25 protein-coding genes and 4 pseudogenes are annotated in these 25,799 nt (G+C 70.6%); 22 read left to right on the plus strand and 7 right to left on the minus strand.

Annotation, left to right across the window (positions count from 1 at the left end):
- Window positions 1–587 precede the first annotated feature (587 nt).
- The 4 genes from FJ694_RS15730 to FJ694_RS15745 all read left to right on the plus strand — a co-directional run bounded on the left by FJ694_RS15730 (window position 588) and on the right by FJ694_RS15745 (window position 5,707).
- Window positions 588–2,114 carry a Ppx/GppA phosphatase family protein gene (locus FJ694_RS15730; RefSeq protein ID WP_198320855.1) on the plus strand — a complete coding sequence of 509 codons (1,527 nt, stop codon included), beginning with the start codon at window positions 588–590 and terminating at the stop codon, window positions 2,112–2,114.
- 244 nt (window positions 2,115–2,358) lie between these two features.
- Complete coding sequence (locus FJ694_RS15735; RefSeq protein WP_232540064.1) at window positions 2,359–3,222, plus strand: UDP-2,3-diacylglucosamine diphosphatase; 864 nt, start codon at window positions 2,359–2,361, stop codon at window positions 3,220–3,222.
- Window positions 3,219–4,271: a glycosyltransferase family 4 protein gene (locus FJ694_RS15740; protein WP_157268194.1), complete on the plus strand. Its 1,053-nt coding sequence runs from the start codon at window positions 3,219–3,221 to the stop codon at window positions 4,269–4,271. The genes FJ694_RS15735 and FJ694_RS15740 overlap by 4 nt, the downstream gene beginning before the upstream one ends.
- 290 nt (window positions 4,272–4,561) lie before the next feature.
- Window positions 4,562–5,707 (plus strand): glycerophosphodiester phosphodiesterase, encoded by a 1,146-nt coding sequence (locus tag FJ694_RS15745; RefSeq protein WP_157268195.1) that lies wholly within the window; start codon window positions 4,562–4,564, stop codon window positions 5,705–5,707.
- A gap of 235 nt (window positions 5,708–5,942) precedes the next feature.
- On the opposite strand, the gene FJ694_RS37955 is transcribed toward FJ694_RS15745, so the two are convergent.
- Together FJ694_RS37955 and FJ694_RS15750 are read right to left on the minus strand one after the other, a co-directional pair.
- Window positions 5,943–6,122, minus strand: coding sequence for a GAF domain-containing protein (locus FJ694_RS37955; RefSeq protein WP_375140222.1), 180 nt, complete (start codon window positions 6,120–6,122; stop codon window positions 5,943–5,945).
- A 127-nt stretch (window positions 6,123–6,249) separates the two neighbouring features.
- A complete protein-coding gene (locus FJ694_RS15750) occupies window positions 6,250–7,668 on the minus strand; it encodes an aminotransferase-like domain-containing protein (protein WP_157268196.1) in 1,419 nt (472 codons plus the stop codon).
- A gap of 225 nt (window positions 7,669–7,893) precedes the next feature.
- On the opposite strand from FJ694_RS15750, the gene FJ694_RS15755 reads away from it, so the two are divergent.
- The 5 genes from FJ694_RS15755 to FJ694_RS15775 all read left to right on the plus strand — a co-directional run bounded on the left by FJ694_RS15755 (window position 7,894) and on the right by FJ694_RS15775 (window position 12,022).
- Window positions 7,894–8,958 carry a hypothetical protein gene (locus tag FJ694_RS15755; RefSeq protein ID WP_157268197.1) on the plus strand — a complete coding sequence of 355 codons (1,065 nt, stop codon included), beginning with the start codon at window positions 7,894–7,896 and terminating at the stop codon, window positions 8,956–8,958.
- Window positions 8,955–10,400, plus strand: coding sequence for a cytochrome c oxidase accessory protein CcoG (gene ccoG, locus FJ694_RS15760; RefSeq protein WP_157268198.1), 1,446 nt, complete (start codon window positions 8,955–8,957; stop codon window positions 10,398–10,400). Before FJ694_RS15755 ends, ccoG begins: the two co-directional genes overlap by 4 nt.
- A 5-nt stretch (window positions 10,401–10,405) precedes the next feature.
- Window positions 10,406–10,798, plus strand: a complete 393-nt coding sequence (locus FJ694_RS15765) for a CidA/LrgA family protein (protein WP_157268199.1) — start codon at window positions 10,406–10,408, stop codon at window positions 10,796–10,798.
- A complete protein-coding gene (locus FJ694_RS15770; RefSeq protein ID WP_157268200.1) occupies window positions 10,795–11,475 on the plus strand; it encodes an LrgB family protein in 681 nt (226 codons plus the stop codon). Before FJ694_RS15765 ends, FJ694_RS15770 begins: the two co-directional genes overlap by 4 nt.
- Window positions 11,476–11,608: 133 nt before the next feature.
- The gene (locus FJ694_RS15775; RefSeq protein ID WP_157268201.1) at window positions 11,609–12,022 is read left to right on the plus strand and encodes a VOC family protein; all 414 of its coding nucleotides are present in this window, start codon (window positions 11,609–11,611) and stop codon (window positions 12,020–12,022) included.
- Between the two features lie 86 nt (window positions 12,023–12,108).
- On the opposite strand, the gene FJ694_RS15780 is transcribed toward FJ694_RS15775, so the two are convergent.
- Window positions 12,109–13,494, minus strand: coding sequence for an aminotransferase-like domain-containing protein (locus tag FJ694_RS15780; RefSeq protein WP_157268202.1), 1,386 nt, complete (start codon window positions 13,492–13,494; stop codon window positions 12,109–12,111).
- 384 nt (window positions 13,495–13,878) lie between these two features.
- Between FJ694_RS15780 and FJ694_RS15785 the strand changes: the two genes are divergently transcribed.
- The 13 genes and pseudogenes from FJ694_RS15785 to FJ694_RS36735 all read left to right on the plus strand — a co-directional run bounded on the left by FJ694_RS15785 (window position 13,879) and on the right by FJ694_RS36735 (window position 23,438).
- Entirely contained in the window at window positions 13,879–14,361 is a 483-nt protein-coding gene (locus FJ694_RS15785; RefSeq protein WP_157268203.1) for an MSMEG_0572/Sll0783 family nitrogen starvation response protein, read from the plus strand.
- Between the two features lie 13 nt (window positions 14,362–14,374).
- Entirely contained in the window at window positions 14,375–15,415 is a 1,041-nt protein-coding gene (locus FJ694_RS15790) for a Nit6803 family nitrilase (protein WP_157268204.1), read from the plus strand.
- Between the two features lie 93 nt (window positions 15,416–15,508).
- Window positions 15,509–16,591 carry an MSMEG_0568 family radical SAM protein gene (locus FJ694_RS15795; RefSeq protein WP_157268237.1) on the plus strand — a complete coding sequence of 361 codons (1,083 nt, stop codon included), beginning with the start codon at window positions 15,509–15,511 and terminating at the stop codon, window positions 16,589–16,591.
- A 17-nt stretch (window positions 16,592–16,608) separates the two neighbouring features.
- Window positions 16,609–17,217, plus strand: coding sequence for an MSMEG_0567/Sll0786 family nitrogen starvation N-acetyltransferase (locus FJ694_RS15800; protein ID WP_157268205.1), 609 nt, complete (start codon window positions 16,609–16,611; stop codon window positions 17,215–17,217).
- On the plus strand, window positions 17,210–18,238 hold the full coding sequence (locus FJ694_RS15805; protein WP_157268206.1) for a sll0787 family AIR synthase-like protein: 1,029 nt from the start codon (window positions 17,210–17,212) through the stop codon (window positions 18,236–18,238). Before FJ694_RS15800 ends, FJ694_RS15805 begins: the two co-directional genes overlap by 8 nt.
- Window positions 18,235–19,449, plus strand: a complete 1,215-nt coding sequence (locus FJ694_RS15810; RefSeq protein ID WP_157268207.1) for an MSMEG_0565 family glycosyltransferase — start codon at window positions 18,235–18,237, stop codon at window positions 19,447–19,449. Before FJ694_RS15805 ends, FJ694_RS15810 begins: the two co-directional genes overlap by 4 nt.
- Window positions 19,450–19,459: 10 nt before the next feature.
- Window positions 19,460–19,753, plus strand: coding sequence for an MSMEG_0570 family nitrogen starvation response protein (locus tag FJ694_RS15815; protein WP_157268208.1), 294 nt, complete (start codon window positions 19,460–19,462; stop codon window positions 19,751–19,753).
- 48 nt (window positions 19,754–19,801) lie between these two features.
- Window positions 19,802–21,118, plus strand: a complete 1,317-nt coding sequence (locus FJ694_RS15820; protein ID WP_157268209.1) for an MSMEG_0569 family flavin-dependent oxidoreductase — start codon at window positions 19,802–19,804, stop codon at window positions 21,116–21,118.
- 11 nt (window positions 21,119–21,129) lie between these two features.
- Window positions 21,130–21,996 (plus strand): Pnap_2097 family protein, encoded by an 867-nt coding sequence (locus tag FJ694_RS15825; RefSeq protein ID WP_157268210.1) that lies wholly within the window; start codon window positions 21,130–21,132, stop codon window positions 21,994–21,996.
- A gap of 360 nt (window positions 21,997–22,356) precedes the next feature.
- Window positions 22,357–22,485, plus strand: a pseudogene (locus FJ694_RS37775) (hypothetical protein); the annotation flags it as partial.
- 30 nt (window positions 22,486–22,515) lie between these two features.
- Window positions 22,516–22,914, plus strand: a pseudogene (locus FJ694_RS36730) (cytochrome d ubiquinol oxidase subunit II); the annotation flags it as partial.
- Window positions 22,915–22,926: 12 nt separating this feature from the next.
- Window positions 22,927–23,112, plus strand: a complete 186-nt coding sequence (locus FJ694_RS15835; protein ID WP_157268211.1) for a hypothetical protein — start codon at window positions 22,927–22,929, stop codon at window positions 23,110–23,112.
- Window positions 23,113–23,288: 176 nt separating this feature from the next.
- Entirely contained in the window at window positions 23,289–23,438 is a 150-nt protein-coding gene (locus FJ694_RS36735; RefSeq protein ID WP_198320856.1) for a hypothetical protein, read from the plus strand.
- A gap of 31 nt (window positions 23,439–23,469) precedes the next feature.
- On the opposite strand, the gene FJ694_RS15840 is transcribed toward FJ694_RS36735, so the two are convergent.
- The 4 genes and pseudogenes from FJ694_RS15840 to pcaF form a co-directional block, all read right to left on the minus strand.
- Window positions 23,470–23,658, minus strand: coding sequence for a hypothetical protein (locus FJ694_RS15840; RefSeq protein ID WP_157268212.1), 189 nt, complete (start codon window positions 23,656–23,658; stop codon window positions 23,470–23,472).
- 64 nt (window positions 23,659–23,722) lie between these two features.
- Window positions 23,723–24,067: pseudogene (locus tag FJ694_RS15845) on the minus strand (electron transfer flavoprotein subunit alpha/FixB family protein); the annotation flags it as partial.
- Window positions 24,068–24,085: 18 nt separating this feature from the next.
- Window positions 24,086–24,385, minus strand: a pseudogene (locus tag FJ694_RS37130) (porin); the annotation flags it as partial.
- 185 nt (window positions 24,386–24,570) lie between these two features.
- The gene (gene pcaF, locus FJ694_RS15855; protein ID WP_157268213.1) at window positions 24,571–25,776 is read right to left on the minus strand and encodes a 3-oxoadipyl-CoA thiolase; all 1,206 of its coding nucleotides are present in this window, start codon (window positions 25,774–25,776) and stop codon (window positions 24,571–24,573) included.
- Window positions 25,777–25,799 lie beyond the last annotated feature (23 nt).

Genomic DNA, 25,799 nt, shown 5'->3' on the forward strand with positions numbered 1-25,799 from the left:
CGAGCGCAGTCACGGGCTCGGGCCGAAGCATCGCCGCGGGGCAGGCGCCGACAAGGCGCTGCGCGGCACAGCAGGAAGGGAAGCGAACCGCCCGCAACGCCTACCGCACGAGCCCGCCGTGCAGTCCGGTGCCCGCGCCGGGTGAGGGTTCAAGGGTGTTGTCGGCAGCCTCGTCGGACCCGGCTGACGCGGCATCGGCATGGCTTCGCAACTCGTCCTGCCACGACCGGCTGTCCTGCCCACGGACGTCGTCCACTGGCCCGGGTACTGCCTCGCCCGTGCCGGGCGGCCTCGGCGCTGCCGCGCCGATCGGCGCAGGCCGCAACGCGTCGTCGGGAACGTCTGAAGGGGCCGCCGCCGGCTCGTGTGCATCCATCGAACACCTCGTTATGCCCACGGTGGGCTGCCATGCCCTCCGAGCATTCGGAATGCCGGGCCAGGCCGGCCCGGGCTTATGCGGCTGCGCGCCCTGGTCACAAGACCGTCACAAGGCTGCCCTAAGGTTCTCGCCTTTGACGACGTCGCGCCAGGGTCCTGTGCGGCAGGTGGCGGCAAGGCACACGGCCTGCCCGCACCCGGTGCCTCTCATGCCCGCGCGACCGCTGCACGACATGACCCTCGTCGCCTCCTCGCTGCCCATGGCTGCCATCGACATGGGATCGAACAGCTTTCGCCTGGAAGTCGGCCAGCTCAAGGCTGGACGCTACCGCCGCCTGGACAGCGCCAAGGCCGTCGTGCGGCTGGGGGCCGGGCTGGATGAGCATGGCCTGCTGCGCCACGACGCCACGGAGCGCGCGCTGCAGACGCTGCGGCAGTTCCGCGAGCGGCTCACGGGCTTCGAGCTGGGCGGCATCCGTGCCGTGGCCACGCAAACCCTGCGCGAGGCGCGCAACCGCGAGGAGTTCCTGAGGCGCGCCACGCAGGCGCTGGGCGCGCCGGTGGAGGTGATCTCGGGGCACGAGGAGGCCCGGCTCATCTTCGTGGGCGTGGCCAAGCTGCAGCCTTCCACGCTGCCGCGGCTGGTCATCGACATTGGCGGCCGCTCCACCGAGCTGGTGCTCGGCTGCGGCGCCCGCGCCGGCGCGGCGGAATCCTTCGGCGTCGGCAGCGTGTCGCTGTCGCTGCGCCACTTCGGCGACGGCCGCCTGACGCACGATGCTTTCGCAGCCGCGCAGGCCACGGCCCAGGCCGTGTTCGAGCAGGCCACGACCGACTTCGCGCCCCACCACTGGCAAGAAGCGCTGGGTGCTTCGGGCACCGCCGGCGCCGTGTCCGCGCTGCTGCTGGGCCACGGCATCACCGACGGACGCATCACGCCACGGGCCGTGCACTGGTGCATCGAGCGTTGCATCGACGCCGGACACGTGGAGCAGTTGCAGCTGCGCGGCCTGCGTGACGATCGGCGCCCGGTGCTGGCCGGCGGCCTGGCCATCCTGGCCGCCTTGATGCGCGGGTTCGGCATCCAGGAGATCGTCCCGGCCAAGGGCGCGCTGCGCCAGGGCGTGATCGTGGACCTCAGCGGCCGGGAGCCGTGCGCCAACGACCCGGCAGCGGACCTGCGCGATGCCGCGGTCGCCGCGCTGCAGCGCCAGTTCCACTGTGACCTGGCGCAAGCCCGGCGCGTGCACGACACGGCACTGGCGCTGCACCGCGACATCGCCCCGGACGCGGCGGCGGAGGAGCAGCACGAGCTGGCCTGGGCCTGCGCCCTGCACGAGATGGGCCGCTGCATCTCGCACCACGACTTCCACCGCCATGGCGCGTACCTGATGGGCCATGCCGAGGCGCCGGGATTCGCGCCAAGCCAGCAACGGCGCGTTGCCGAGCTGATCCTGGCGCAGCGAGGCGGGCTGAAGAAGGTGGAGGAGCTGCTGGCGCGACGCGTCTTCGCACGCCAGGCGCTATGCCTGCGCCTTGCCGTCATCCACTGCCATGCCCGGCGCAATCATGATCGCCCGCGGCTGCGGCTGGCCGTCACCGGCGCCGGCCGCCACACGTTGCGCTGGAAACCCGACGGCATCACCCCCGACCCGCGCACGCTGCACCTGCTGCGCGAGGAAGCCGCGCTGTGGAAGCAGCAAGGGGGCTTCGAGCTGGTCGTCAAGGGCGGCTGACGGCACTGCCAATGCCGAGCTGCAGGCGCTGGCACTGCTGCAGGGCCGTGCCGAGGAGTGAAGCGCCGACGACCCGATCCGCCAGCCCGGGCCTTCACTGAAAAAGGCATTGCCTGAGGCCAGATTTTCCCGTTTCGTCTGGAGCGGTCACCGATCCGACACGGCCTCGTCACGCATTCGTCACGGCCCTTGCGCAGCATCGTGGTCCATGCAGCGTGACCTCACCTCCTTCCCCGAGCCCGGCATGGCGTCCGGCCCGCACGACGCCGCGCCCCTGAAAGTACGCACCGTCTGGATCTCGGACCTGCACCTGGGCACGCCCGGCTGCCGCGCCGACGCGCTGCTGGACTTCCTGCGCAGCGTCGAGTGCGAGACGCTGTACCTGGTCGGTGACGTCATCGACGGCTGGCAACTGCGCCGCGCCTGGTACTGGCCGCAGTCGCACAACGACGTGGTGCAGAAGCTGCTGCGCAAGGGCACGCGCGTGGTGTTCGTGCCGGGCAACCACGACGAGTTCGCGCGCCGCTACATCGAGCACGAGTTCGGCGGCATCGAGGTCGTGGAGGACGCCATCCACGTCACGGCCGACGGGCGCCGGCTGTGGATCACGCACGGCGACCTCTTCGACGGCGTGATCCAGTGCGCCAAGTGGCTGGCCTACGTCGGCGACAACCTCTACGAGTTCACGCTGCGCCTGAACCGACACTTCAACCGGCTGCGCGCGCGCCTGGGGCTGCCGTACTGGAGCCTGTCGAAGTACCTCAAGCTCAAGGTCAAGCGCGCGGTGAGCTACGTCAGCGACTTCGAGCACGCCGTGGCGCAGGAAGCGCGCAAGCGCGGCGTGGACGGCGTGGTGTGCGGCCACATCCATCACGCCGAGATCCGCGACATCGACGGGCTGCTCTATTGCAATGACGGCGACTGGGTCGAGAGCATGACGGCGCTGGTCGAGCACTTCGACGGCGTGCTGTCCATCGTGGAGTGGGGGCAGTCGGCGACGCCATGGCTGCCGCAGGCGCCGCCGCAGCCGGCACAGGCGCCGGGTGGGGCCTTAGGGCCGCAACCCTGGCAACCGCCGCTGCCCCAGCCCGCGCGGGTGCTGCCGTGAAGATCGCCCTGGTCACCGACGCCTGGGCGCCGCAGGTCAACGGCGTGGTCACGGCGCTGGTCGAGCTGGTCGAAGGCGTGCGCGAGCGCGGCCATGAGGTGCACGTGATCGAGCCACGCGCCTTTCGCCGCTTTGCCTGCCCGGGCTACCGCGAAATCGAGGTGGCGTGGCGGCCCGGCCGCGGGGTCGCGCGGCAGCTCGATGCGCTGCAGCCGGACGTGGTGCACATCGCCACCGAGGGCCCGATCGGCGCGGCCGCGCGGCGCCACTGCCTGCGCCGCGGGTGGGCCTTCACCACCGCATTCCACACCCGCTTTCCGGAGATCCTGGCCAAGGCGCTGCACGTGCCGGTGCGCTGGAGCTACGCCTGGTTCCGCCGCTTCCATGCCCCGGCCGCAGCCGTCATGGTGCCCAGCGAGGGCATGCTGCGGCTGCTGCAGTCGCATGGCTTTGCCAATGCACGGCCCTGGTCGCACGGCGTGGACCTGGGCCTGTTCCGGCCCGCCAACCCGCTGCCGGCGAAGTGGCGTCGCCCGGTGTTCCTCTACGTCGGCCGCGTGTCCTGGGAGAAGAACCTGGAGGCCTTCCTGTCGCTGGAGCTGCCCGGCACGAAGGTGGTGTATGGGACCGGACCGCTGCGCGAGCGGTTGCAGGCGCAGTATCCAGACGTGGAGTGGCGCGGCATCGTGCCGCGTTCGCAGTTGCCAGCCATCTACAGCAGCGCCGACGTGTTCGTGTTCCCCGGCCGCAGCGAAACCTTCGGGCTGACGATGCTCGAAGCCATGGCTTGCGGCACGCCGGTGGCAGCCTACCCGGTGCCCGGACCGCTGGATGTGGTGGGCACTTCCGCCGGCGGCGTGCTGCGCGAGGACCTGCGCAGCGCCGTGCTGGAGGCCCTGGCGCTGCCGCGCCACGGTGCGCGGATGCGGGCACTGCAGTTCGACTGGCAACAGGTGTGCGAGCAATTCCTGCGCATGGTCGTGCGGGTCGACCACCGCGCCGGCGATGTCTGCCCGGCTGCCTCGCTGAACGCCACGGAGCCGCATTGATGATCGGCACCGGCAGCCGCAGCCGCGCCACCAGCGTGCGCAGCAGGTCCAGCAGCCGCGCCTGCACCGACGTCCAGCCCCGGGGTGTGCTCGTCCAGGAGCACCGGGCGCGGACAGCTGGACGGGCGCGGCTGCCGCTGGGTGGCCGAGAACGGGACGGCCCCAAGCCCGCCCTGGCGTTGTGACCTCAACGACAGGCGTCTGGACCGTCATGCGCATGACACGGGCCGGGGCTACGTTGGCAGTCGGCGCAGCCGTTGCGTTCACCACCTTCCACGATCCGATCCGCCATGCACAAGCACACCAGCACCCTTTTCACCATTGCCATCGTCGCGCTGCTCCAGGGCTGTGGCGGCGGCGATGACGGCCCGGCCTACAAGACGCTGTCAGGCAATGCCCCGCTGGTGATCGGCCACCGCGGCGCCAGCGGCGAGCTGCCCGAGCACACGCTGGAGGCCTATGCGCGCGCCATCGACCAGGGCGCCGACTTCATCGAGCCCGACCTGGTGATGACCAGGGACGGCGTGCTCGTCGCCCGCCACGAGCCGGTGCTCGACGGCACCACCGACGTGGCCGCCAGGTTCGACGCCTCGCGCATGTCCACGCGCAACCTCGACGGCGTGCCCACCACGGCCTACTTCGCCAGCGACTTCACGCTGGCCGAGCTCAAGACGCTGCGCGCCAAGCAGAGCCGGGCCGGCCGTCCGACGCAGTTCGACGGCCAGTACGCCATCCCGACGCTGGACGAGGTCATCGCCCTGGCCAAGTCCAGGGGGGCGGCCGCGGGGCGTACCGTGGGCATCTACCCGGAGATCAAGCACTCCACCTTCCACGCGGGACTGTTCGGCGCCAACGTCTTCGAGGACAAGCTGGTGGCGGCACTGCACGGCGCTTACGGCAACAGCGCTGCCGCGCCGGTGTTCATCCAGTCCTTCGAGGTCGCCAACCTGCGCTACCTCAATACCCGCACCAACATCCGCCTGGTGCAGCTCATCGATGCCGACGACGTCAAGGACGACGGCTCGATGTCGCTGGTGGCGCCCTACCGCCAGCCCTACGATTTCGTGGTGGCCAATGACCCGCGCCTGTTTTCCGACCTGCTCACCAGCGCCGGGCTGGATTTCGTCAAGACCTACGCCGACGCCATCGGCCCGTGGAAGCCGTACCTGGTCAGGACCGTCAACGATGGCGTGGACCGCACCGGGGATGGCAAGGTGAGCATCGAGGACCGCCGCGTGGATGGCAGCACCGGCGTGATCGAGCAGGCGCATGCCAAGGGTCTGCTGGTGCACACCTGGACCTTCCGCAACGACGCCAGCGGCTACGGCTTCAAGGACCCGAAGGCGGAGATGCAGTACTACATGAAGCTGGGCATCGATGGCGTGTTCACCGACTTCCCGGCCACAGGTGTCGCGGCGGTGAAGGAACTGCGTTGACCCGGTTCGGGCTGCCGCGTCGTCAGGCGCCGGCCGCCTCGCAAGGAGCTATTGCCGCGTGTTGTGACGGCCGCGTGAAGGAAGGCGTGCCGAGTGGCTCATGCCGCCGCAGCGGCACAAGCGTGGAACGGGCCGCAGGAGAAGGGGCTGGCCGAGCGACGAAGCAGACGGCCCATCAGAAGCAGCGCCCGGGTTGGGTGTACCGGGCGGCTTGCGGGCACGACAGGTGTACCCACTACTGCGCCCTGGAGCGCGCAATGGAAAGCAGCGATGCTTGCCGAGGCGCCTGCGCTGGACGCGCACCATTCAACGCGCGTAGCCGGATGTTGATCACGCACAGCGTGCCGACCCGGTGCCCATCCGGGCTCTTGAGTGGCACGCCGGCGCAAGAACGCACGCCGGGCGCTTCGGACACCAACGGTAGTCATGACGAATACGGTTGGTGGGGAAGATATTGAGCGGCCATGCGTTGAATCGAAGTCTGTTGGATTACCGCGGTTGGCGCATCGGCTGCACAAGACGAATGGCCTTCCCGATCGGTGTCATGCAACAAGCTGGGCCGAAGCAAGCCGGCCGATGGTGCAGATGGCATCGTCGAACCGCGTGTCACTGGCTTGGCCGTAGTTCAAGCGCAGGCAATTCGCAAAGCGCTTGTCGGCGGAGAACAGGTGGCCCGGTGCGAGGCTGATGTTCTGCGACAGCGCCAGCCGGTGCAACTGCAACGCATCGACCTGTGCCGGCAGCTCCACCCACAGGAAGTAGCCGCCTTCGGGCCGCGTCACGCGCGTGCCGTTGGGGAAATGCCTGGCAATGCCGCGCAGCGCCCGCGCCTGCGCATCGGAAAGCGCCTGGCGCAGCTGGCGCAGGTGCCGGTCGTAGCCGCCCTGCGGCAGGTAGTCGGCCAGCGCTTCCTGGGTCGGCACGGCCGTGGCCAGCGTCGTCATGAGCTTCAGCCGCTGCACCGGCTGCGCGAAGCGCCCGGCCGCCACCCAGCCCACGCGCCAGCCCGGCGCCAGGCACTTGGAGAACGAGCTGCAGTGCATCACCAGCCCCTGCCGGTCGAAGGCCTTGCACGGCGGCGGGCGCCGCAGACCGAAGTACAGCTCGCCATAGACGTCGTCCTCGATCAGCGGCACCTCGTGCCGCGCCAGCAGTTCCACCAGCGCGCGCTTGTTCTCTTCGGGCATGAGGCTGCCCAGCGGGTTCTGGAAGTTGGGCATGAACCAGCAGGCCCGCACCGGGTGCTGCCGCAGCACCTGCGCCAGCGAGTCGAGGTCGATGCCGTGACGCGGGTGCGTGGCCACCTCCACCGCCTTGAGCTGCAGCCGCTCCAGGGCCTGCAATGCGGCGTAGAAGCAGGGCGACTCCACCGCCACCACGTCGCCCGGGCGCGTGACGGCCTGCAGGCACAGGTTGAGCGCCTCCATCGCGCCGTTGGTGATGACGATCTCGCGCGTGTCAATGCCCGTGCCTTCCACCACGTAGCGCAGCCCGATCTGGCGGCGCAGCCGCTCGCTGCCCTCGGTGAGCTCCTGCACGATGGCTTGCGGATCGAGCCGGCGCATGGCCGGCGACAGCCCGCGGGCGAGCTTGTCCAGCGGGAAAAGCTCCGGGCTGGGAAACGCCGAGCCCAGAGGCACCACGTCGGCCTGCCGGGTAGAGCCCAGCACCTGGAACACCAGGTCACTGATCTCCACGTGCGTTGACTGCGCAACGGGCTGGGCAGTGGCCGGCTCGTTGGCGCTGGTGCCGCGCTGCGCGTTGACGTAGTAGCCCGAGCGCGGCCGGGCCTGGATCAGCCCGCGGGCTTCGAGCAGGTAGTAGGCCTCGAACACGGTCGAGGGGCTGATCTTGCGGCTGGTGCTGGCCTGCCGCACCGAGGGCAGCCGGTCGCCGGCGCGCAGCACCTGGGTGCGGATGAGGTCGGCGATCTCGTCCGCGTATTGCTCGTAGCGCTTCATGCCGGGGTCCACTGATCTGTATCGATGTTCACGGCGGGCCACTGTACTGATCTGCCTGCCTGCCGTGGACAAGGCCCCTGCTGCCGTATCTGATCCGGTCATTTGGTGCGGCATCTGAGTCTTACCCGATCAGCACCTCCTTGGCACAGTCCGGCGCCATCATCCGCGGTGCGACCCTCTTTCTCGGCGACGAGGTCGCGCCGCCTTCGAAACGGCCTGGAACTCATGCACGACACACGCTCCGCCGTCACGGCGCTGCCCCTACCCGCCCGACAGTGGCTGCGGGATCACGCCCCCAGCCTCGACCGCACCACCCGGCATGCCGCCGCGCTGCTGCCCCTGCTGGCAAAAGCCGGCTTGCTGCACTCCGTGACGAACCTGGACGCCGCCGTGGACGCGCTGGCCGACGTGTCCTCGGAGTCGCTGGCCGCGGGCTTCGTGCTGTATTCGCAGCGTGGCTTCATCGAGATGCTGCGGCTGGCGCACAACGTGGCGCTGCGCGAGCACCTGCTCGCCTCGCTGGAGGAAGGCCGGCTCGCGGGCGCCCTGGGCCTGTCGGGCGCGTTCGCGCATCTGTCCCAGGGCACGCCGCTGCCGGTGCAGGGCACCGAAACGCCGCGCGGCTGGAAGCTCAACGGCCGCCTGCCGTGGGTCGGCAACCTGCAGCACGACGGCTACGCCGTGGCCATCCCGGTGGCATTCGAAGGCCTGACGGACTTCGCCATCGTGATGCTCGGCAGCGAAGAGAACGGCGTCACCCCGACGCCGGACCCGGGCACCGCCGGGCTGCGCAGCATCCGCGGCGCGGCGCTGCGGCTCGACCGGGTGCATTTCCGCGAGGATGAGTTGCTGCATGGCAACGGCGCGTTGTTCATGCGCGGGTTGTCGCCTGCATTGCTCGCGCTGCAGTGCGGGCTGGCCATCGGCGTGGCGCGTGCGGCTTGTGCCGCCGCTCAAGACCATGCCGGCGCCGGCGCGGTGTTGCGCCGCATCACCCTGGAGCGACTGGAGACCGTCGTTGCGGAACACCGCGCCGTGCTCGGCGAAGGCCTGCTGGCGGGCCGCCTTCTGCAGGACACCCTGGCGCTGGAGAAGCTGCGCTCCGGCTTCATCAAGCTGGCCCGGATGGCCGTGCAGGCCGAACAGCAGGCGGTCGGTACCGACGCCGTACTGGCCGGCGAGGACGGCGGCTGCGCCCGCCGCAGCCGGGAAGTGCAGTTCCTGTCCCTGCTGCGCCCCGGCGCCGCCGAGCCGCAGCCCCAATGGACGCCTGCCCGGAGAGCCGCATGAGTTCCACCCATCGAGTCATTCCCATCCAGGCGGCCGATGAGGGCGAGCGCATGGCTCCCCCCATGTTCGAAGCCAAGCGCAAGGTCTATGCGCGCAGCGTCAAGGGCCGCTTCGCGCGCTGGCGCTGGGCCCTGGTGTGGCTCACGCAGATCCTCTTCTACGGCCTGCCCTGGCTCGCCTGGAACGGCCGCCAGGCCGTGCTGTTCGACCTGGAGGCGCGGCGCTTCTACCTGCCCGGGCTGGTGCTGTACCCGCAGGACTTCATCTACCTCAGCGCGCTGCTGGTGCTGTCGGCCTTCGCCCTGTTCTTCTTCACCGCGGTGGCCGGGCGCATGTGGTGCGGCTTCGCCTGCCCGCAGACGGTCTACACGGAGATCTTCATGTGGATCGAGCGCCGCATCGAGGGCGACCGCAGCGCGCGCATGCGGCTCGACCGCGCACCCTGGAGCGCGGGCAAGCTCGCACGCAAGGGCGCCAAGCAGGCGGCATGGATCGCCCTGTCGCTGTGGACCGGCTTCACCTTCGTCGGCTACTTCACGCCCATCCGCGAGCTGGGCCACGCGGCCCTGGCGCTGGGCCCGGGCCCTTGGGAAGCCTTCTGGTGCGGCTTCTACGCCCTGGCCACCTACGGCAACGCCGGCTTCCTGCGCGAGCAGGTGTGCAAGACGATGTGCCCCTACGCGCGCTTCCAGGGCTCGATGATGGACAAGGACTCGCTCATCATCGGCTACGACGCCCGCCGCGGCGAGTCGCGCGGCCCGCGTGCGCGCAGCGCCGACCCCAGGGCGCTGGGGCTGGGCGACTGCATCGACTGCACGCTGTGCGTGCAGGTCTGCCCCACCGGCATCGACATCCGCCACGGGCTGCAGATGGAGTGCATTGGCTGCGCCGCCTGCATCGACGCCTGCGACGGCGTGATGGACAGGATGGGCTACGCGCGCGGGCTCATCCGCTACGCCACCGTCAACGGCCTGGCGCAGGGCCTGAGCAGGGCGCAGATGCGGGGCCGCGTCGCGCGGCCGCGCGTGCTCGTCTACGGCACGCTGCTGCTGGCCGTGGGCGCAGCCTTCGTCACCGGGCTGGCGCTGCGCGACCCGCTGCGCGCCAACGTCGTGCGCGACCGCGGCGTGATGGCACGCATGGCGGAGGACGGCGCGGTGGAGAACGTCTACCGCGTGCTGGTCATGAACGCCACCGAGGCGCCGCAGCGCTACCGCATCGCCGTCTCGGGCCTGCCCGGCCTGGCCGTGGAAGGGGACACCGAGCTTGCTCTGGCGCCGGCCGCCGAGCGCTCCATCCCGGTGAGCGTGCGCCTGCCGGCCGAGGCCGCCGCCGCGCTGGATGAGCGCACGCAGCACATCCGGTTCGAGGTCACGCAGCTCACGGATGCAGGCCGCGAGACCACCGTGCACGAGGCCAGCACCTTCCTGCTGCCAAGATGAAGGGCATGACCACGACCCGCCCTTCTCCCTCGCCGGCCTTCAGGCTGCTCAGGCTGCTGGCCGCCGCGGCCCTGCTGGGTGCGCTGCAGTGGCTGGGTGATGCCATCGTCGCGGCCACCGGCTGGCCGGTGTCGGGCTCGGTGCTGGGCATGCTGCTGCTGCTGGCGCTGCTGTGCCTGCGCGGCGGCGTGCCGGCGAGCCTCGACGCGGTCACGGCGCCGCTGCTGCGCCACCTGATGCTGCTGCTGATCCCGTCGGTGGCGGCGGTGAGCCTGTCCCTGGGGCTGCTGGCGCAGCACGCCGGCGCCTTCGTGCTCACGGCGGTGCTCGCCACGCTGCTGACCGTGGGCACGACGGCCTGGGTGCTGCGGCGCCTGCTGCGGCGGCACCGGCCATGACGCCGGCGCTGGCCTGGCCGCTGCTGACGCTGGCGGCCTATGCCGCGGCGTTGTGGCTGTACCGGCGCAGCGGGCATCACCTGCTGTGCCTGCCGGTGCTCACCGGCACCGCGCTGGTGGTGGCGCTGCTGGCGCTGTCGGGCACCGCCTACCCGGTCTATGCCGACGCCACCCGGCTGCTGCGCTGGCTCACCGGCCCGGCCGTGATCGCCCTGGCCGTGCCGCTGTACCGGCAGGCCGCGCTGCTGCGCCGGCTGGCGCTGCCGCTGCTAGGCGCGCTGCTGGCAGGCTGCGCCGTCGCGGTGGGGGCCACGCTGGCCCTGGCCTTCGCGCTGGGCGCGCCGCGCGAGGTGGCGCTGTCGCTGGCGCCGAAGTCCGCGACCATGCCGATCGCCATGGCGGCCGCCGAGCGTGCGGGCGGCCTGCCCGCGCTGGCGGCCATGGCCGTGGTGGCCACGGGCGTGCTGGGCACGCTGCTGTGCGCGCCGCTGCTGCGGCGGCTGCGCATCGAGGACGAGCGGGTCACGGCCTTCACGCTGGGCCTGGCGGCGCATGCCATCGGCGTGGCGCGAGTGCTGCAGACGCGGCCGGACACGGTGGCCTTCGCCGCGCTGGCCATGAGCCTCAACGGCGTGGCCACGGCGCTGGCCGTGGCGCTGCTGGCGCGCTGGCTCTGAGCCGTCCCGGGTTTGAAACCAGGAGTGCGTCGCGCGGCGCGCGGGTCTCGGTCACACTGGCGCAGCGGCCCGGATTGGTTCTCCCGTCGGGAATCCGCCGGGCCATCCGGAAAACACACTCATTGACCTTGCCATGCGCACGAGTTTCCACCTGGCCTACCACGTTCGCGACCTTGACGAGGCACGCGCCTTCTATGGGAGTCTGCTGGGCTGCCGCGAAGGCCGAAGCACCGACACCTGGGTCGATTTCGACTTCTTCGGTCACCAGATTTCGCTGCACCTCGGTGAACCCTTCGCGGTCACGAATACCGGACTGGTGGGAGACCACCAGGTGCCCATGCCCCACCTTGGACTCGTGATGGCCATGCCGGACTGGAAGGACCTGGCCGAGCGGCTGACGAGCCAGCAGGTGGACTTCGTGATTCCGCCCAGCGTGCGGTTCGAAGGCGAGGCTGGCGAGCAGGCCACGATGTTCTTCCGCGATCCGAGCGGCAACCCGATCGAAGTCAAGGGCTTCGCGGACCTGGACAAGGTGTTCACGAAATAGGACTGGCAAGTCTGGCGCGTTGCATGCGCTCTCGGGTATCCGCAGGTCACCGATGAGCTGCGGATGATGCAGCCTGGATGGCGGCGCTACGGCGCCGCCCGGCACTCGTCCAGCGCCTTGCCCACGGCCAGCAGCGCCCGGCCGCAGTCGTTGCGTGTCAAGGCGCCGCCCAGGCACAGCCGCAGCGCCTCGGGTGGCTGACGGTCGGTGGAGAAGGCGCTGGCCGCCACTGCCGCCACGCCCAGCGCCTGCAGCGATGCGGCGATGTCGCCGGCCACGCAGCGGCCGTCGGCGCCCTGCGCCAGCGGCAGCCAGGCGTGAAAGCCGTTGGGTTGCGTGCGCACGCCGCGCGCACCGAGGTGCTCGCGGATCAGCGCGCTGCGCCAGGCGCATTCCTCACGGATCGCCGCGAGCACCGCGCTCGCCTGTCCCTGCTCCAGCCAGTCGGCCACCACGGCGTTGGTGATGGGCGAGGCCATCACCGTCATGGCCCGCAGCGCGCCGGCCAGGCGCTGCGCCGTGGCCACCGAGGGCGCCAGCACCTGGGCCGTGCGCAGCCCGGCGCCGAGCCACTTGGAGAAGCCGCTGACGTAGTAGGTGAGCTCCGGCGCGAAATCGGCCAGCGGCGGCGGCGTGGCTGCGGGCAGCATGCCGTAGGCATCGTCCTCGATGATCGGGATGCTGAAGCGCTCGGCGATGTCGGCCAGCCGCTCGCGCCGGCGCATCGGCAGCGTCGCGGTGGTCGGGTTGTGCAGGTTGGGACACAGGTACAGGGCGCCGACGGGCGCGCTGCGGCACGCCGCCTCGAAGGTCTCGGGCCGCAGGCCGTCCTCGTCCATCTCCAGCGGCAGCAGCTGCACGCCCAGGTGCGCCGCGATGGCCTTGAGCCCGGGATAGACCAGCGGCTCCACGCACAGGCTTTGCCCCTTCTTCACCAGCATCGACACCAGCGCCAGCAGCACGGCATGGATGCCCGGTGCCACCAGCACGCGCTCGGGCGCGGCCGTCGGCACCCACTGGCGCAGCCAGGCGGCGGCCAGCGCGCGGTCTCGCGAGGTGCCGCCGAAGTCCTGGTAGCGCATCAGGTCGTGCAGCGGCGTGGCGGCGATGGCCGCGGCCGCTTCTTCCTGCAGGGCGCGCAGGGCCGGATGGTCCTCGATCTCCGGCGGCATGTTCATCGTCATCTCGGCGCCCGTGCCCGCGCGCAGCGGCAGTCCGATGAAGGAGCCGCGCACGAACGAACCCAGCCCGGGCCGCGAGGCGACGAGCCCGCGCTCGCGCGCCTCGGCAAAGCCGCGCACCACGGTCGTGTAGTTGAGCTGCAGCTTCACGGCGAGCTCGCGCAGCGGCGGCAGCCGCTCACGCGGCGCCAGGCGGCCCTGCTGCAGGTCCTCCGCGATCAGCTCCGGAATCAGCTGGTACGCGGGCAGCGTGCTGCCGCGCAGGCGCGCAAGCCAGTGGGTGAAGGGCATGGCGTCAAGGCCGCGAGGGCCGGTGTTGCATGGGCGCCGCTGCCGCACGAAACGTGCCGATCGCAAGGCCTGATCGCATCGGGTTCTCGCCTTGAGGCTGATCAATCCCGGTGCATCCGCCCCATTGATCGGATGCATTGATTGCATCGGGCCGCGACCGGTCTTGGTGCGCGTGGCGGCAGGGTTCCCGCGGCGCCCGCCGGCCGGATGGCTGCGCGGTCCGGGTGGCGTTCGCTCTGTTGATCGGGTGTTGGTCGCATGCGCGCCAGGCGCCGTGGCATGGCCGTCGCAATGGAGTCCAGCGTCCGGCACCCGCCGGGCGCGCTGCCGGCAGCCACCGAACCGCGGCTGCGGCACCGCTCCAACACCGCACGAGGACGAGCCATGCCCAAGGTCACCCATCCCGCCGCCCAGAAGGGCGATTTCCTGGTTGATTACGAAGAGAAGGTCTTCGAGGACGTGAAGGCCGAGCCCGGCGAGAAGGCACTCGTCACCTTTCACACCGTGGCGTTCGAAGGCTCCATCGGCCTGGTGAACCTGCTGCAGGCCACGCGGCTGCAGCGCAAGGGCTTCGACACGTCGATCCTGCTTTACGGCCCGGGCGTGACGCTGGGCGTCAAGCGCGGCTTCCCGAAGCTGGGTGACGAGGCCTTCCCCGGGCACCAGAACTTCAACAACCAGATCACCAAGTTCATCGCCGAGGGCGGCAAGGTCTACGCCTGTCGCTTCGCGTTGCAGGCGCTCTACGGCCACGGCGAGGGCGCGCTGATCGAGGGCATCCGCCCCATCAACCCGCTGGACGTGCTGGACCTGGTGCTGCTGCACCGCAAGGCCGGCGCCTTCATCCTCGACAGCTGGACGCTGTAAGCGAAAGCCCGACATGGCTGACACGAAGCAGCGCAAGTCGGTGCGCGCCGCGGCCGCGCAGATCGCCCCCGACCTCGACAGCGCCGACGGCACCACCGCGCGCGTGCTGGAGACCATCCGCGACGCGGCGCGCCGGGGCGTGGAGCTGATCGTCTTTCCGGAGACCTTCGTTCCCTACTACCCGTACTTCTCCTTCGTGCAGCCGCCGGTGCTGCAGGGCCCGGCGCACCTGCTGCTCATGGAGCGCGCCCCGACGGTGCCCGGACCCATGACCGATGCCGTGTCGGCCGCCGCGCGCGAGGCCGGCATGGTGGTGGTGCTGGGCATCAACGAACGCGACCACGGCAGCCTCTACAACACGCAGCTGGTCTTCGACGCCGACGGCACGCTCTTGCTCAAGCGCCGCAAGCTCACGCCCACCTACCACGAGCGCATGGTCTGGGGCCAGGGCGACGCCAGCGGCCTGAAGGCCGTGGACACGCGCGCGGGCCGCGTCGGGGCACTCGCCTGCTGGGAGCACTACAACCCGCTGGCGCGCTACGCGCTCATGGCCGAGCACGAGGAGATCCACTGCGCGCAGTTCCCGGGCTCTCTGGTCGGCCAGGTCTTCGCCGACCAGATGGGCGTGACCATCCGCCACCACGCGCTGGAGTCAGGCTGTTTCGTGGTCAACGCCACCGGCTGGCTGACCAACGAGCAGATCCGCGCCGTCACGCCCGACGAGAAGCTGCAGGGGGCGCTGCGCGGTGGCTGCCACAGCGCCATCGTCTCGCCCGAAGGCAAGTACCTGGCCGAGCCGCTGACTGAAGGCGAGGGGCTGGTCGTCGCCGACCTGGACCTGGCGCTCATTGCCAAGCGCAAGCGGATGATGGACTCGGTGGGCCACTACGCCCGCCCCGAGCTGCTGAGCCTCGCGATCCGCCGCGAGCCGGCCGCCACCACGCAGCCGCTGCGCCCGGCTGCCGACGAAGTTGCGGTGGCAACCCCACCGGCCGCAGACAGTGGCACCGCCCCGCCCTTTACCGCGCCGGACGTTCCGCGCCGCGCCGCCTGACCTTCCACCACCCAGGACCCGCCCATGACCGACCTCGCCATCGCCATCGCCACGCCTTCGGGTTCCCAGGACCCCGGTGCCCTGCACCGCCTGATGACCGAGTTGCAGTCGCAGGGGCTGCGCCTGGCCGACCCGGGCAGCGGCGCGCCCAGCCGCCGCGGCGGCGCCGGGCCCTCGGACCACAAGGCCGTCACCGTGGACGGCACAACGCTGATGGTGCCGGTGCACACCCACACCGCCTTCAACTCGCCCTTCGTTGCCGACGCGCCCGGGCCCGACGGGCGCAGCACGCTGCGCCGCGGCAGCATCCCCATCGCCAGCATCGCCTTCCCGGCGCAGCCGCGCTTCTATGCGCGCAGCACGGCCGACGGCATCCCGTACAGCCACATCGCCACGCTGCACGGCGCCGACGTGCTGGCCACCACGGTGCTGCAGACCTGCATCCGCTACGAGAGCCGGCGCAAGGCCTGCCGCTTCTGCGCCATCGGCCAGTCGCTGGCAGCGGGCCGCACCATCGCGCGCAAGACCCCGCAGCAGCTGGCCGAGGTGGCGAAAGCGGCCGTGGAGCTCGACAACGTGAAGCACATGGTGATGACCACCGGCACGCCGGCCACGCCGGATCGCGGCGCGCTCGTGCTGTGCGAGAGCGCGCAGGCCGTGAAGGCGGCGGTGGACCTGCCGCTGCAGGCGCAGTGCGAGCCGCCGGACTCCGATGCCTGGTTCCAGCGCCTGAAGGACGCCGGCGTGGACACGCTGGGCATGCACCTGGAAGTGGTGGGCGAGGCGCTGCGCCAGCGCATCCTGCCCGGCAAGGCCGAGGTGCCGCTGGCGCGCTACTGGGACGCCTTCGAGGCGGCAGTGGCGGTGTTCGGCCGCGGCCAGGTGTCCACATACCTGCTGGCCGGGCTGGGCGATTCGGCCGAGACGCTGCTGGCCACGAGCGAGCGGCTGCTGGCGCTGGGCGTCTATCCGTTCGTGGTGCCTTTCGTGCCCATCAGCGGCACGCCCCTGGAGGACTACCCGGCGCCGCCGGCCGAGTTCATGCGCAGCGTGCTGGAGCCGCTGGGCCGCCTGGTGGCGGAGGCGGGGCTGCGCGCCGGCGACATCAAGGCCGGCTGCGGCCGTTGCGCCGCCTGCTCGACGCTGTCGCGCTACGAGACGCCGCTGGCGGCCTGAACCCCGGGAGCCCACGCATGAGCCTCGCCACGCTGCCCGACCCCGTCACCACGGCCCTGCCCGCCTGGTGCGAGCTACCCTCCACCTTCGAGCCGCAGGAGTTCCGCATCCAGTGGGCCAGCGGGCCCTGGATGCAGGCGCAGGCGCTGGCGCTGCGGCGCCAGGTGTTCTGCGGCGAGCAGCGGCTGTTCGATGGCGACGACCTGGACGACATCGACCTGTGCGAGCCCAGCACGCGGCTGCTGGTGGCGTTGTCGTGCTGGGGCGGGCAGCCCGACGAGGTCGTCGGCACGGTGCGCATCCACGAGGAAGTGCCGGGGCGCTGGTGGGGCTCGCGCCTGGCGGTGCGGCACGACTGGCGCCGGCATGGCGCCCTGGGCAGCACGCTCATCCGGCTGGCCGTCAGCAGCGCGCACGCCTGCGGCTGCATTGACTTCCTGGCCCATGTCCAGGCGCAGAACGTCCCGCTGTTCCGCCGGCTGCATTGGCAGGTGCTGGACGAGGTGACGCTGCACGGCCGCCCGCACGCGCGCATGCGCGCCGACCTGGCGCACTACCCGCCCTGCGCTACGCCCTACGCCGGCTTCGTGCTGGCCCGGTCGCCCCAGGGAGGCCGCCATGACTGATCTGCAAGCGCTGGTCGGCGCTTTGCGCGCCAGCCGCGGCTTCGCGCACAAGGGCGACATCGGCGCCGTGCTGCAGCAGCTCGATTCAACCTCGGGCGGCGAGCGCACCGGCGTGCCCAATGGCGACGACTGCGCCGCGCTGCCCGACGGCGCCGGCGGCTGGCAGCTGCTGGCCATCGAGGGGCTGGTGCAGGACTTCGTACAGGCCAGCCCCTGGTTTGCCGGCTACAGCGCGGTCATGGTCAACCTCAGCGACGTGGCCGCGATGGGCGGGCGGCCAACGGCAGTGGTGGATGCGCTGTGGAGCCGCGACGACGGGCAGACCGCCCAGCTGCTGGCCGGCATGCGCGCGGCCTGCGAGCGCTACGGCGTGCCGCTGGTGGGTGGCCACACCAACCTGCGCAGCGACGCCGGGCAGCTGGCCGTGGCGGTGCTGGGGCACGCCCGGTCGCTGATCTCCAGCTTCGCAGCCCGGCCCGGCGACCGGCTGCTGATGGCGGTGGACCTGCGCGGGCACTGGCACGACCCCTACCCGTTCTGGGACGCCTCCACCGAGGCGCCGGCCGCGCGGCTGCGCGAGGACCTGGCGCTGCTGCCCGCGCTGGCCGAAGACGGGCTGTGCGACGCGGGCAAGGACATCTCCATGGCCGGCGTGCTGGGCACGGCGCTGATGCTGCTGGAGTGCTCGGCCGCGGGAGCGCGCATTGCGCTGGATCGGCTGCCGTGCCCGGCCGGCATGCCGCCCTGGCAGGCTGGTGGCGCGACAGCGGCCGAGGCGCGGCTGCGCTGGCTCAGTGCCTTTCCCAGCTTCGGCTACCTGCTCAGCGTCAGGCCCGGGCACGCCGGCGCGGTGGCGCAGCGTTTCACGAAGCGCGGCATCGCCTGCGCGGACATCGGCGCCGTCACGGCCGAGCCACGCGTGGTGCTGACATCGAACGGCACGGACGGCGCCGCGCCGTGCGAGGCGACGCTGTGGGACTTCGCGGCGCAGCCGTTCATGACCGGGCGGAGGGCAGCATGACCGGGGCCCTGCGCATCGCGCTGCTGACGCACTCGGTGCTGCCGCGCGGCGGCGTGGTGCACACGCTGGAGCTGGCCGAGGCGCTCGGCGCGCGCGGCCACGCGGTGACGGTCATCGCCCCGGCGGAGCCAGGACAGCGGTTGTTCCGCGCCGTGAGCTGCCGCGTGGCGCTACTGCCGCTGCCGCGCATCGGCGGCACGCTGGTCGAGCAGGTGGGCCAGCGCATCGCCGCGCTGGAGCAGGGCCTGCCCGCCGTGCTGACCGCCGGCCGCTTCGATCTGCTGCACGCGCAGGACAGCCTCAGCGGCAACGCGCTGTCCACGCTGGCGCAGCGTGGCCCCGGCCTGCCGCCGTGGGTGCGAACCGTGCACCACCTGGACGATTTCAGCGAGCCGCAACTCGCGGCCTGGCAGGCACGCGCCTGGCGCGAGGCCCGCGCGCTGGCCTGTGTCAGCGACATCTGGTGCGACCGGATGCGCCGCGAGCACGGCGTCCAGCCGCAGCGCATGTTCAACGGCGTGAACCTGGAGCGCTTCACGCCCATTCCACAAGCCGGCGACGCGGAGCTGCTGCGGTCCCTGGGACTGCCGGACGACGGTGCGCCGCTGTGCCTGGCCGTGGGCGGCATCGAGCAGCGCAAGAACAGCCTGCGCCTGCTGCGCGCCTTCGCCCGGCTGCGCGCCGCCGACCCGGCCTGGGCCGATGCCCGGCTGGTGATGGCCGGCGGCGCCAGCCTGCTGGACCATGGCCCCGCGCTGCGCGGCTGGGGCGACGCGCTGCGCGAGCTTGGTCTGAGCGAAGGAACGGATGCCGCGGTATGGCGCACCGGGCCGCTGCCCGACGCGGCCCTGCCGGCGCTGATGCGCCGCGCCCGGCTGCTCGCCATGCCGTCGCTGGTGGAGGGTTTCGGGCTGGTGGCGCTGGAGGCGCTGGCCTGCGGCACGCCGGTGCTGGTGTCGCAACGACCCCCGTTCACCGAGCACCTGGCCGGCTGCCCGGCCGTGGCGTGGTGCGACCCGCTGGACGAGGGCTCCGTGGCCGCGGGCCTGCAGCAGGCTGCCCTGCTGCCGCGTCCGTCCTCGCCACCCAGCGTCTGCCTGGAACACGGCTGGGCGCGCAGTGCGGCCCTGCACGAAGCCTGGTACCGCGAGGTGCTGGCCCCGGACGCCGTTCCCGTCTTCATCGCCCCCGCCCATTCAGTCACTGCTTGAGAGGACGCGCATGCCCGCCATGCATTACACGCTGCGCTGGCCCGATGCCAGCGAAACCACCTGCTATTCGCCCTCGCTGGTGATCCAGGACTACTTCCAGCCCGGCCAGGCCTACGCGCTGCAGGACTTCATCCAGCGGCTGCGCGAGGCCACCGCCATCGCCAACGAGCGCGTGCAGGCCAAGTTCGGCTTCACCTGCTCGCGCGCCGGCGACCAGCTCGACCGGGTCGAGACGCTCGTGCGCCGCTGGGCCGAGCAGCCGGGCGCGCGGGTCGAGGTCGTCGGCTTCAGCCCAGCGCATTGAAAGCGCCGCAACAGCGCACTCCTTCACTTCCACCGTTGAGACCGCATCATGAGCATCACCTCGCCCGAATCCCCTGCCAAGCTGGCTGATCACTACCCCGTCGTCGTGGTCGGCGGTGGGCAGGCCGGCCTGTCCACCAGCCACTACCTCCAGCAGCAGGGCATCGGGCACGTCGTGCTGGAGAAGCGCCGCGTCGGCCACTCCTGGCGCAGCGAGCGCTGGGACAGCTTCTGCCTGGTCACGCCCAACTGGCAGTGCCAGCTGCCCGACTTCCCCTACGCCGGTCCGGACCCCAAGGGCTTCATGCTGCGCGACGAGATCGTGGCCTACCTGGAGGCCTTTGCCGCCAAGGTGCAGCCGCCGCTCTTCGAGGGCGTGGCCGTCACGCGCGTGAGCCGCCAGGCCTCGGGCGCCTTCGAAGTGGAGACCTCCATCGGCACTTGCCACGCCGACCACGTGGTGGTGGCCACCGGCGGCTACGACATCCCGATCGTCCCGGCTTGCGCCCATGCCCTGCCCGCGGACATCGTGCAGGTGCACTCCGTGGCCTACCGCAACCCGCAGCAGCTGCCGCCGGGCGAGGTGCTGGTGGTGGGCTCGGGCCAGTCGGGGGTGCAGATCATGGAAGACCTGCACCTGGCCGGCCGCAAGGTGCACCTGGCGGTGGGCTCCGCACCGCGCTCGCCGCGCGTGTACCGCGGCCGCGAAGCCACCGAGTGGCTGCACGAGCTGGGTTTTTACAAGCTGACGGTGGACCGGCACCCGCTGGGCGACGAGGCCCGCCACAAGACCAACCACTACATGACCGGCCGCGATGGCGGCCACGAGATCGACCTGCGCCGCTTCGCGCTGGAAGGCGTCCGGCTCTACGGCACGCTTGACGACATCCGCGACGGCCAGGTCACGTTCAGGTCCGACCTCACCCGCAACCTCGACGAGGCTGACGAGGTGTACTGCAGCATCCGCCGCGACATCGACAAGTACATCGCCGCCAACGGCATCGAGGCACCCGAGGAGGCGCCGTTCGAGAAGGTCTGGGCGCCCGAATCAGACCCGACGGCACTGGACCTGCGCGCCACCGGCATCACGAGCATCGTCTGGGCCATCGGCTTCCGGCCCGACTACCGCTGGATCGACCTGCCTGCCTTCGACGGCCGCGGCCACCCGCGCTTCACGCGTGGCGTCTCGCCCGTGCCGGGGCTGTACTTCCTGGGCCTGCCCTGGCTGCACACCTGGGGCTCCGGGCGCTTCCTGGGCGTGGCCGACGACGCGCAGCACCTGGTGGACGTGATCTCGCAACGGCTGGCCACCTCGCGCGAGGCCCGGCAGCCCGCAGCCCGGGCGGTCCAGCCCGCCCTGGCCTGAGCCGCCGCGCCATGCCGACCGGGCACGCGCTGGCCGCATCGGCCGCATCGGCCGAACTTCCGCAGGGCGTCGCGGACGTCATCGTGGGCATGCCGCAGCTGAACAGCCTGGGCCTGTCGGAGAACTGGCTGCTCAAGGAGGCCGGCGATCGGCATTGGCAACACCTGGCCGCCAGTCTGGGCTGCCGGCCCGGCGCCCTGCGCGACGCCCAAGACCGCCGCGTCTATGCCGCCTTCACGCAAGTGCACCTGCGTGAGGCCCGGCTGCAGGGCGTACAGGAAGACCAGCGGCTGCGCTGGCAGTTGCGCGGCACCCGGGTGGGTCGCTCGCAGCATTACAGCCGGCAGTGGCTGCTCGGCCCGGACGGGGCGCTGGCGCAACTGGAGATGCTCTCGGTGTTCGTGGCCCGCGAGCGCGCCGGCGACAACCACTCGGTGGTGCGCGTGCCGCTGGTGCCGGTCCCATCCGCTTCCAATGCTGGTGATAGCGAGGAAGCGGCGGCCTACGCGCAGAGTACGCGCGCCGTGCGTGCCGGCGCCTGGCATGAACGCTTCCTGGTCGGCAAACACGCACCGCTCCTGGCACGCGATACGGTCCGCCCCTGTCCCGCCAACGATTTCAATGGCGCCGGGCTGCTGTACTGCGCCAGCTTCCAGGCCCTGACGGATCGCGCGCACTGGGCCTGGGGCTTGGCCGACGACCGCGCGGCGGTGCGCGAGCGGCAGATCGTCTTCCACGGCAACGTCAACGTCGGCGAGGAGATCGAGTTGCGCCTGCTGGCCCGGCGCCAGGCCGGCTGTGGCCACTGGAGCTGGACCCAGGTGTGCCGCCGCAGCGACGGCCAGCCCGTGGCAGACATTGCGACGCATCGCCGATAGCCAGAACGGGTTGGAAAACCGGCTGTTACGGCCTGTTCGGGAAACAGGCAAGCTCTCCATACCAGGGCGGCTACGGCCCGGAAACAGCAAGGCTGCTGGCAGACCTCTGCACGCTCCATGCCCTTGCCGTTCGCATCTGATACGCAAAAAAATCGTACCAGCTGAAGCTGTTCTGGCCACCGCCTGATCCGTACTCTCACGGCATTCCCGCAGGACGCCGCACGCACTCGTCGTGCGCCCTGGACACCGGAGCCCGTGACCCTCACGGTTTGGCTTCGCGAAGCAGTACCCCGACGTGGCCCCGCTCCAGGGCCGTGCTGCTCCACGGCGCTTCCCCAGGACAGCCCATGTTCGACTTCGATGCCTTGCTGCTCGCCCGGATCCAGTTCGGGTTCACCGTCTCCTTTCACATCGTCTTCCCGGCCCCTGACCATCGGCCTGGCCAGCTTCCTGGCCGTGCTCGAAGGCGCCTGGCTGCGTACTCAAGAGCAGGTTTACCTGGACCTCTACCACTACTGGCTCAAGATCCTTGCCGTCGCCTTCGGCATGGGAGAGCACCAGCCGGCCAAGCTCGCGGCCATCGAGGGCCATTGGGAGAACCACCCCGGCGCAGGCGTGCCGCTGATCCTCTTCGGCATCCCCGACATGGCAGCCGAGGCGACGCGCTACGCCGTCGAGATCGCGCGCCTGGGCAGCCTGCTGCTGCTGGTCCTTCTGGGCTACAGCGGCTTGGGCATCAGCCTGTGGCCCAACATCATTCCACCCGGCATTTCCATCTGGGAGGCGGCTGGCCCGCCGCAAAGCCTGGGCTTCGCGCTGGTGGGCGCGCTGCTGATCGTCCCGGTCATCCTGATGTACACGGCCTGGGGCTACTGGGTTTTCCGCGGCAAGGTACGACACGGCGACGGATACCACTGAAGGCAATCACGGATGAATACCATGCAATCCACTCGAAAATTGCAACAACTGGGCTGGTTGCTGTTGATTCGGCTTGCCAGCGTGGCTTCTGCGTTGAAACTGGTGATGCGTATCGGCGATGAGAAACCACCCAGTGCCACCATTTATCTACTTGCGGGCAGCTGGAAAAAGCGCAAGCACGTGGAAAATCGATCGTGAGTCGTAGCAGGTCTACCGATCAAACCAGGCACACGCTCTTATGCCGCGTGAAGGTCATGATCCAACAGAAGTCGAATCCGACAATGACTGAACAAAATGAAGTTGCTGAAGCATTTTTTTGACGTGGCGCTGCTCACAGTACACGGTGTCGAGTAATGGCCAGAAACGCTCAATTGATGGAGTGGATTCCCATAATCTTCTTCATTTTCAAGATTCTCGTGTTCGGCACAGGCATGTTCTTCGCCATCAAGTGGCATTACGACAAAGAGAAGAAGGAAAAAGAGAAGGAGGAGGCAAAGAGAAGTAAAGAAACCAGCGGACCGTAGCCGCAGCGAAAGCTTTACCCGCCCAAGCCCCTTACCATCCCGTGCCAAAAGCACTGGATCGCGTTACCGAACGCCGGGTATCGCTGCGCTTGATCGACCGTGGCTGGATGGCGCCGAGCAGACCACGCCTTACGTCAGCCAGGCCGGCGTTGACCGGCAGATTGCCGATGACAACCACCTGCACGTCACCTTCGCGCTCGATAAGGACCGCTTGGTTCACGGCGCCAATGTTCAGCTCAATTGCTGAGAGAGTTCCGGCACGGCCGTGACTATGTCAGCCTCCAGCCGAGCTTGTCGGCCAGCGGCGTGAGCACTTCGGTGAACTTCTCCGCCGAGCCCAGCGCGCGGCCGCCGCTGACGATGATCTTGGCCGCCGTCAGCTCGGGCCGGTCCGACTTGGTCAGCTCGCGGCCGACGAAGGCGCTCTTGCCGCTGTCGCCCACCGCCGCGATGGTCTCCACCGCCGCGCTGCCGCCGGTGGCCGGCGCCGCGTCGAAGCCGGTGGTGCGCACCGTGATGACCTTGACCGGGTCGGCGCTCTGCTGAACAGCGATGGCGTTGCCGGCGTAGATCGGGCGCTCGAAGGTGTCGGGCGCATCGACCTTGGTGATGTCGCTCAGCTGCGCCACGGCTGGGAGGCCGACATAGGACTGGCGGCGGAACAGCCCGCTGGGAACGCTGCTGGGCGTGTCCACCGTGCCGTTGTCGATGAAGATGCCGGATTCGAGCTGGAACACGGCCTTGAGGCCGCCGCCCAGGTCCTCGCTGCCCCGGATGCCCCAGCGGGACGTGTTCATGCCCCCCGAGGTCAGGCGCGTGACGGTGCCTCCCGTGGCGCTGGCATGGTTGACGACCTCCACGCCGGCATCGACCAGGCCGTAGAGGTTCACGCTGGTTTGGGCCTGCGCGACGAAAGCCGCCGGCAGGAGGGCCGTCGCGATGGCGATTTTTTCATCATGGGTGTCTCCTCATCTTCAGGTTATGGATGGAAGGCCGCACCTGGGCGGGGCGGGGCTGGGAACACTGGCCGCACGCTGGGTGCTGCCAGGCAGAGGGCGGACGTCTGCAACGGGTGCGGAAGCCCGCACGAGAGGGACCTCGGCGCGCGAGGCCGCTACGGCGCGCCGATGGGTCAGACCCTTTCGAGCACGACCGCGATGCCCTGGCCCACGCCGATGCACATCGTGCACAGCGCGTAGCGTCCGCCGCTGTGGTGCAACTGGTTCACGGCCGTCGTCACCAGCCGCGCGCCGCTGGCGCCGAGCGGGTGGCCCAGCGCGATGGCGCCGCCCCACGGGTTCACGCGCGGGTCGTCGTCGCGCAGGCCCATTTGGCGCAGCACGGCCAGGCCCTGGGCCGCGAAGGCCTCGTTGAGCTCGATCACGTCCATCTGCTCCAGGCTCAAGCCCGTGAGCTGCAGCACCTTGCGCGTGGCCGGCGCCGGGCCGATGCCCATGATGCGCGGCGCCACGCCGGCGGTGGCCATGCCCACCACGCGCGCGCGCGGCGTCAGGCCCTGGCGCGCGGCGGCCGCTTCGCCGGCCAGGATCAGCGCGGCAGCGCCGTCGTTGACGCCCGAGGCATTGCCGGCGGTGACGGTACCGTCCGGGCGCACCACGCCCCGCAGCTTGGCCAGTGCCTCCAGCGAGGTCTCGCGCGGGTGCTCGTCCCGGCTCACCACCAGCGCCTCGCCCTTCTTCTGCGCAATCGTCACCGGCGTGATCTCGGTGGCCAGGAGCCCGGCCTTCTGCGCCGCCACGGTCTTCTGCTGGGAGGCCAGCGCGAACCGGTCCTGGTCCTCGCGGCTGATGCCGAACTCGGTGGCGACGTTCTCCGCCGTCTCGGGCATGGAATCCACGCCGTAAGCCGCCTTCATCGCCGGGTTGACGAAGCGCCAACCGATGGTGGTGTCTTCCACCGAGTTCTGGCGGCTGAACGCGGACGTGGCCTTCGGCATGACGAAGGGCGCGCGGCTCATGCTCTCCACACCGCCGGCGAGCATCAACTCGGCCTCGCCGGCCTTGATGGCCCGCGCCGCGGTGCCGATGGCGTCCATGCCCGAGCCACACAGGCGGTTCACCGTGCTGCCGGGCAGGCTCACCGGCAGCCCGGCCAGCAGCAGCGACATGCGCGCGACGTTGCGGTTGTCCTCGCCGGCCTGGTTGGCGCAGCCGTAGATCACGTCGCCGAAGGCTTCCCAGTCAAGGTTGGGATGGCGCGCGGCCAGCGCCTTCAGGGGCACGGCGCCCAGGTCGTCGGCGCGCACGAAGGAAAGGCTGCCGCCGTAGCGGCCAAAGGGCGTGCGCAGCGCGTCGCAAATGAAGGCGTGTCGGGTCATGGGAATCTTTTGATAGGTTTGGT

It is taken from the genome of Azohydromonas aeria (genome assembly GCF_009760915.1).
Taxonomy (GTDB): Bacteria; Pseudomonadota; Gammaproteobacteria; order Burkholderiales; family Burkholderiaceae_C; genus Azohydromonas; species Azohydromonas aeria.

Bases quoted from the DNA above. Each gene is read 5' to 3' on its own strand.
- FJ694_RS15785 (WP_157268203.1), top strand. From the start codon at position 13,879: ATGCCCAAGGTCACCCATCCCGCCGCCCAGAAGGGCGATTTCCTGGTT.
- FJ694_RS15755 (WP_157268197.1), top strand. From the start codon at position 7,894: ATGCACGACACACGCTCCGCCGTCACGGCGCTGCCCCTACCCGCCCGA.
- FJ694_RS15745 (WP_157268195.1), top strand. From the start codon at position 4,562: ATGCACAAGCACACCAGCACCCTTTTCACCATTGCCATCGTCGCGCTG.
- FJ694_RS15735 (WP_232540064.1), top strand. From the start codon at position 2,359: ATGGCGTCCGGCCCGCACGACGCCGCGCCCCTGAAAGTACGCACCGTC.
- FJ694_RS15765 (WP_157268199.1), top strand. From the start codon at position 10,406: ATGACCACGACCCGCCCTTCTCCCTCGCCGGCCTTCAGGCTGCTCAGG.
- FJ694_RS15795 (WP_157268237.1), top strand. From the start codon at position 15,509: ATGACCGAGTTGCAGTCGCAGGGGCTGCGCCTGGCCGACCCGGGCAGC.
- FJ694_RS36735 (WP_198320856.1), top strand. From the start codon at position 23,289: ATGGAGTGGATTCCCATAATCTTCTTCATTTTCAAGATTCTCGTGTTC.
- FJ694_RS15835 (WP_157268211.1), top strand. From the start codon at position 22,927: ATGAATACCATGCAATCCACTCGAAAATTGCAACAACTGGGCTGGTTG.
- ccoG (WP_157268198.1), top strand. From the start codon at position 8,955: ATGAGTTCCACCCATCGAGTCATTCCCATCCAGGCGGCCGATGAGGGC.
- FJ694_RS15775 (WP_157268201.1), top strand. From the start codon at position 11,609: ATGCGCACGAGTTTCCACCTGGCCTACCACGTTCGCGACCTTGACGAG.
- FJ694_RS15810 (WP_157268207.1), top strand. From the start codon at position 18,235: ATGACCGGGGCCCTGCGCATCGCGCTGCTGACGCACTCGGTGCTGCCG.
- FJ694_RS15780 (WP_157268202.1), bottom strand. From the start codon at position 13,494: ATGCCCTTCACCCACTGGCTTGCGCGCCTGCGCGGCAGCACGCTGCCC.
- FJ694_RS15790 (WP_157268204.1), top strand. From the start codon at position 14,375: ATGGCTGACACGAAGCAGCGCAAGTCGGTGCGCGCCGCGGCCGCGCAG.
- FJ694_RS15770 (WP_157268200.1), top strand. From the start codon at position 10,795: ATGACGCCGGCGCTGGCCTGGCCGCTGCTGACGCTGGCGGCCTATGCC.
- FJ694_RS15800 (WP_157268205.1), top strand. From the start codon at position 16,609: ATGAGCCTCGCCACGCTGCCCGACCCCGTCACCACGGCCCTGCCCGCC.
- FJ694_RS15820 (WP_157268209.1), top strand. From the start codon at position 19,802: ATGAGCATCACCTCGCCCGAATCCCCTGCCAAGCTGGCTGATCACTAC.
- FJ694_RS15815 (WP_157268208.1), top strand. From the start codon at position 19,460: ATGCCCGCCATGCATTACACGCTGCGCTGGCCCGATGCCAGCGAAACC.
- FJ694_RS15805 (WP_157268206.1), top strand. From the start codon at position 17,210: ATGACTGATCTGCAAGCGCTGGTCGGCGCTTTGCGCGCCAGCCGCGGC.
- FJ694_RS15750 (WP_157268196.1), bottom strand. From the start codon at position 7,668: ATGAAGCGCTACGAGCAATACGCGGACGAGATCGCCGACCTCATCCGC.
- pcaF (WP_157268213.1), bottom strand. From the start codon at position 25,776: ATGACCCGACACGCCTTCATTTGCGACGCGCTGCGCACGCCCTTTGGC.
- FJ694_RS15730 (WP_198320855.1), top strand. From the start codon at position 588: ATGCCCGCGCGACCGCTGCACGACATGACCCTCGTCGCCTCCTCGCTG.
- FJ694_RS15825 (WP_157268210.1), top strand. From the start codon at position 21,130: ATGCCGACCGGGCACGCGCTGGCCGCATCGGCCGCATCGGCCGAACTT.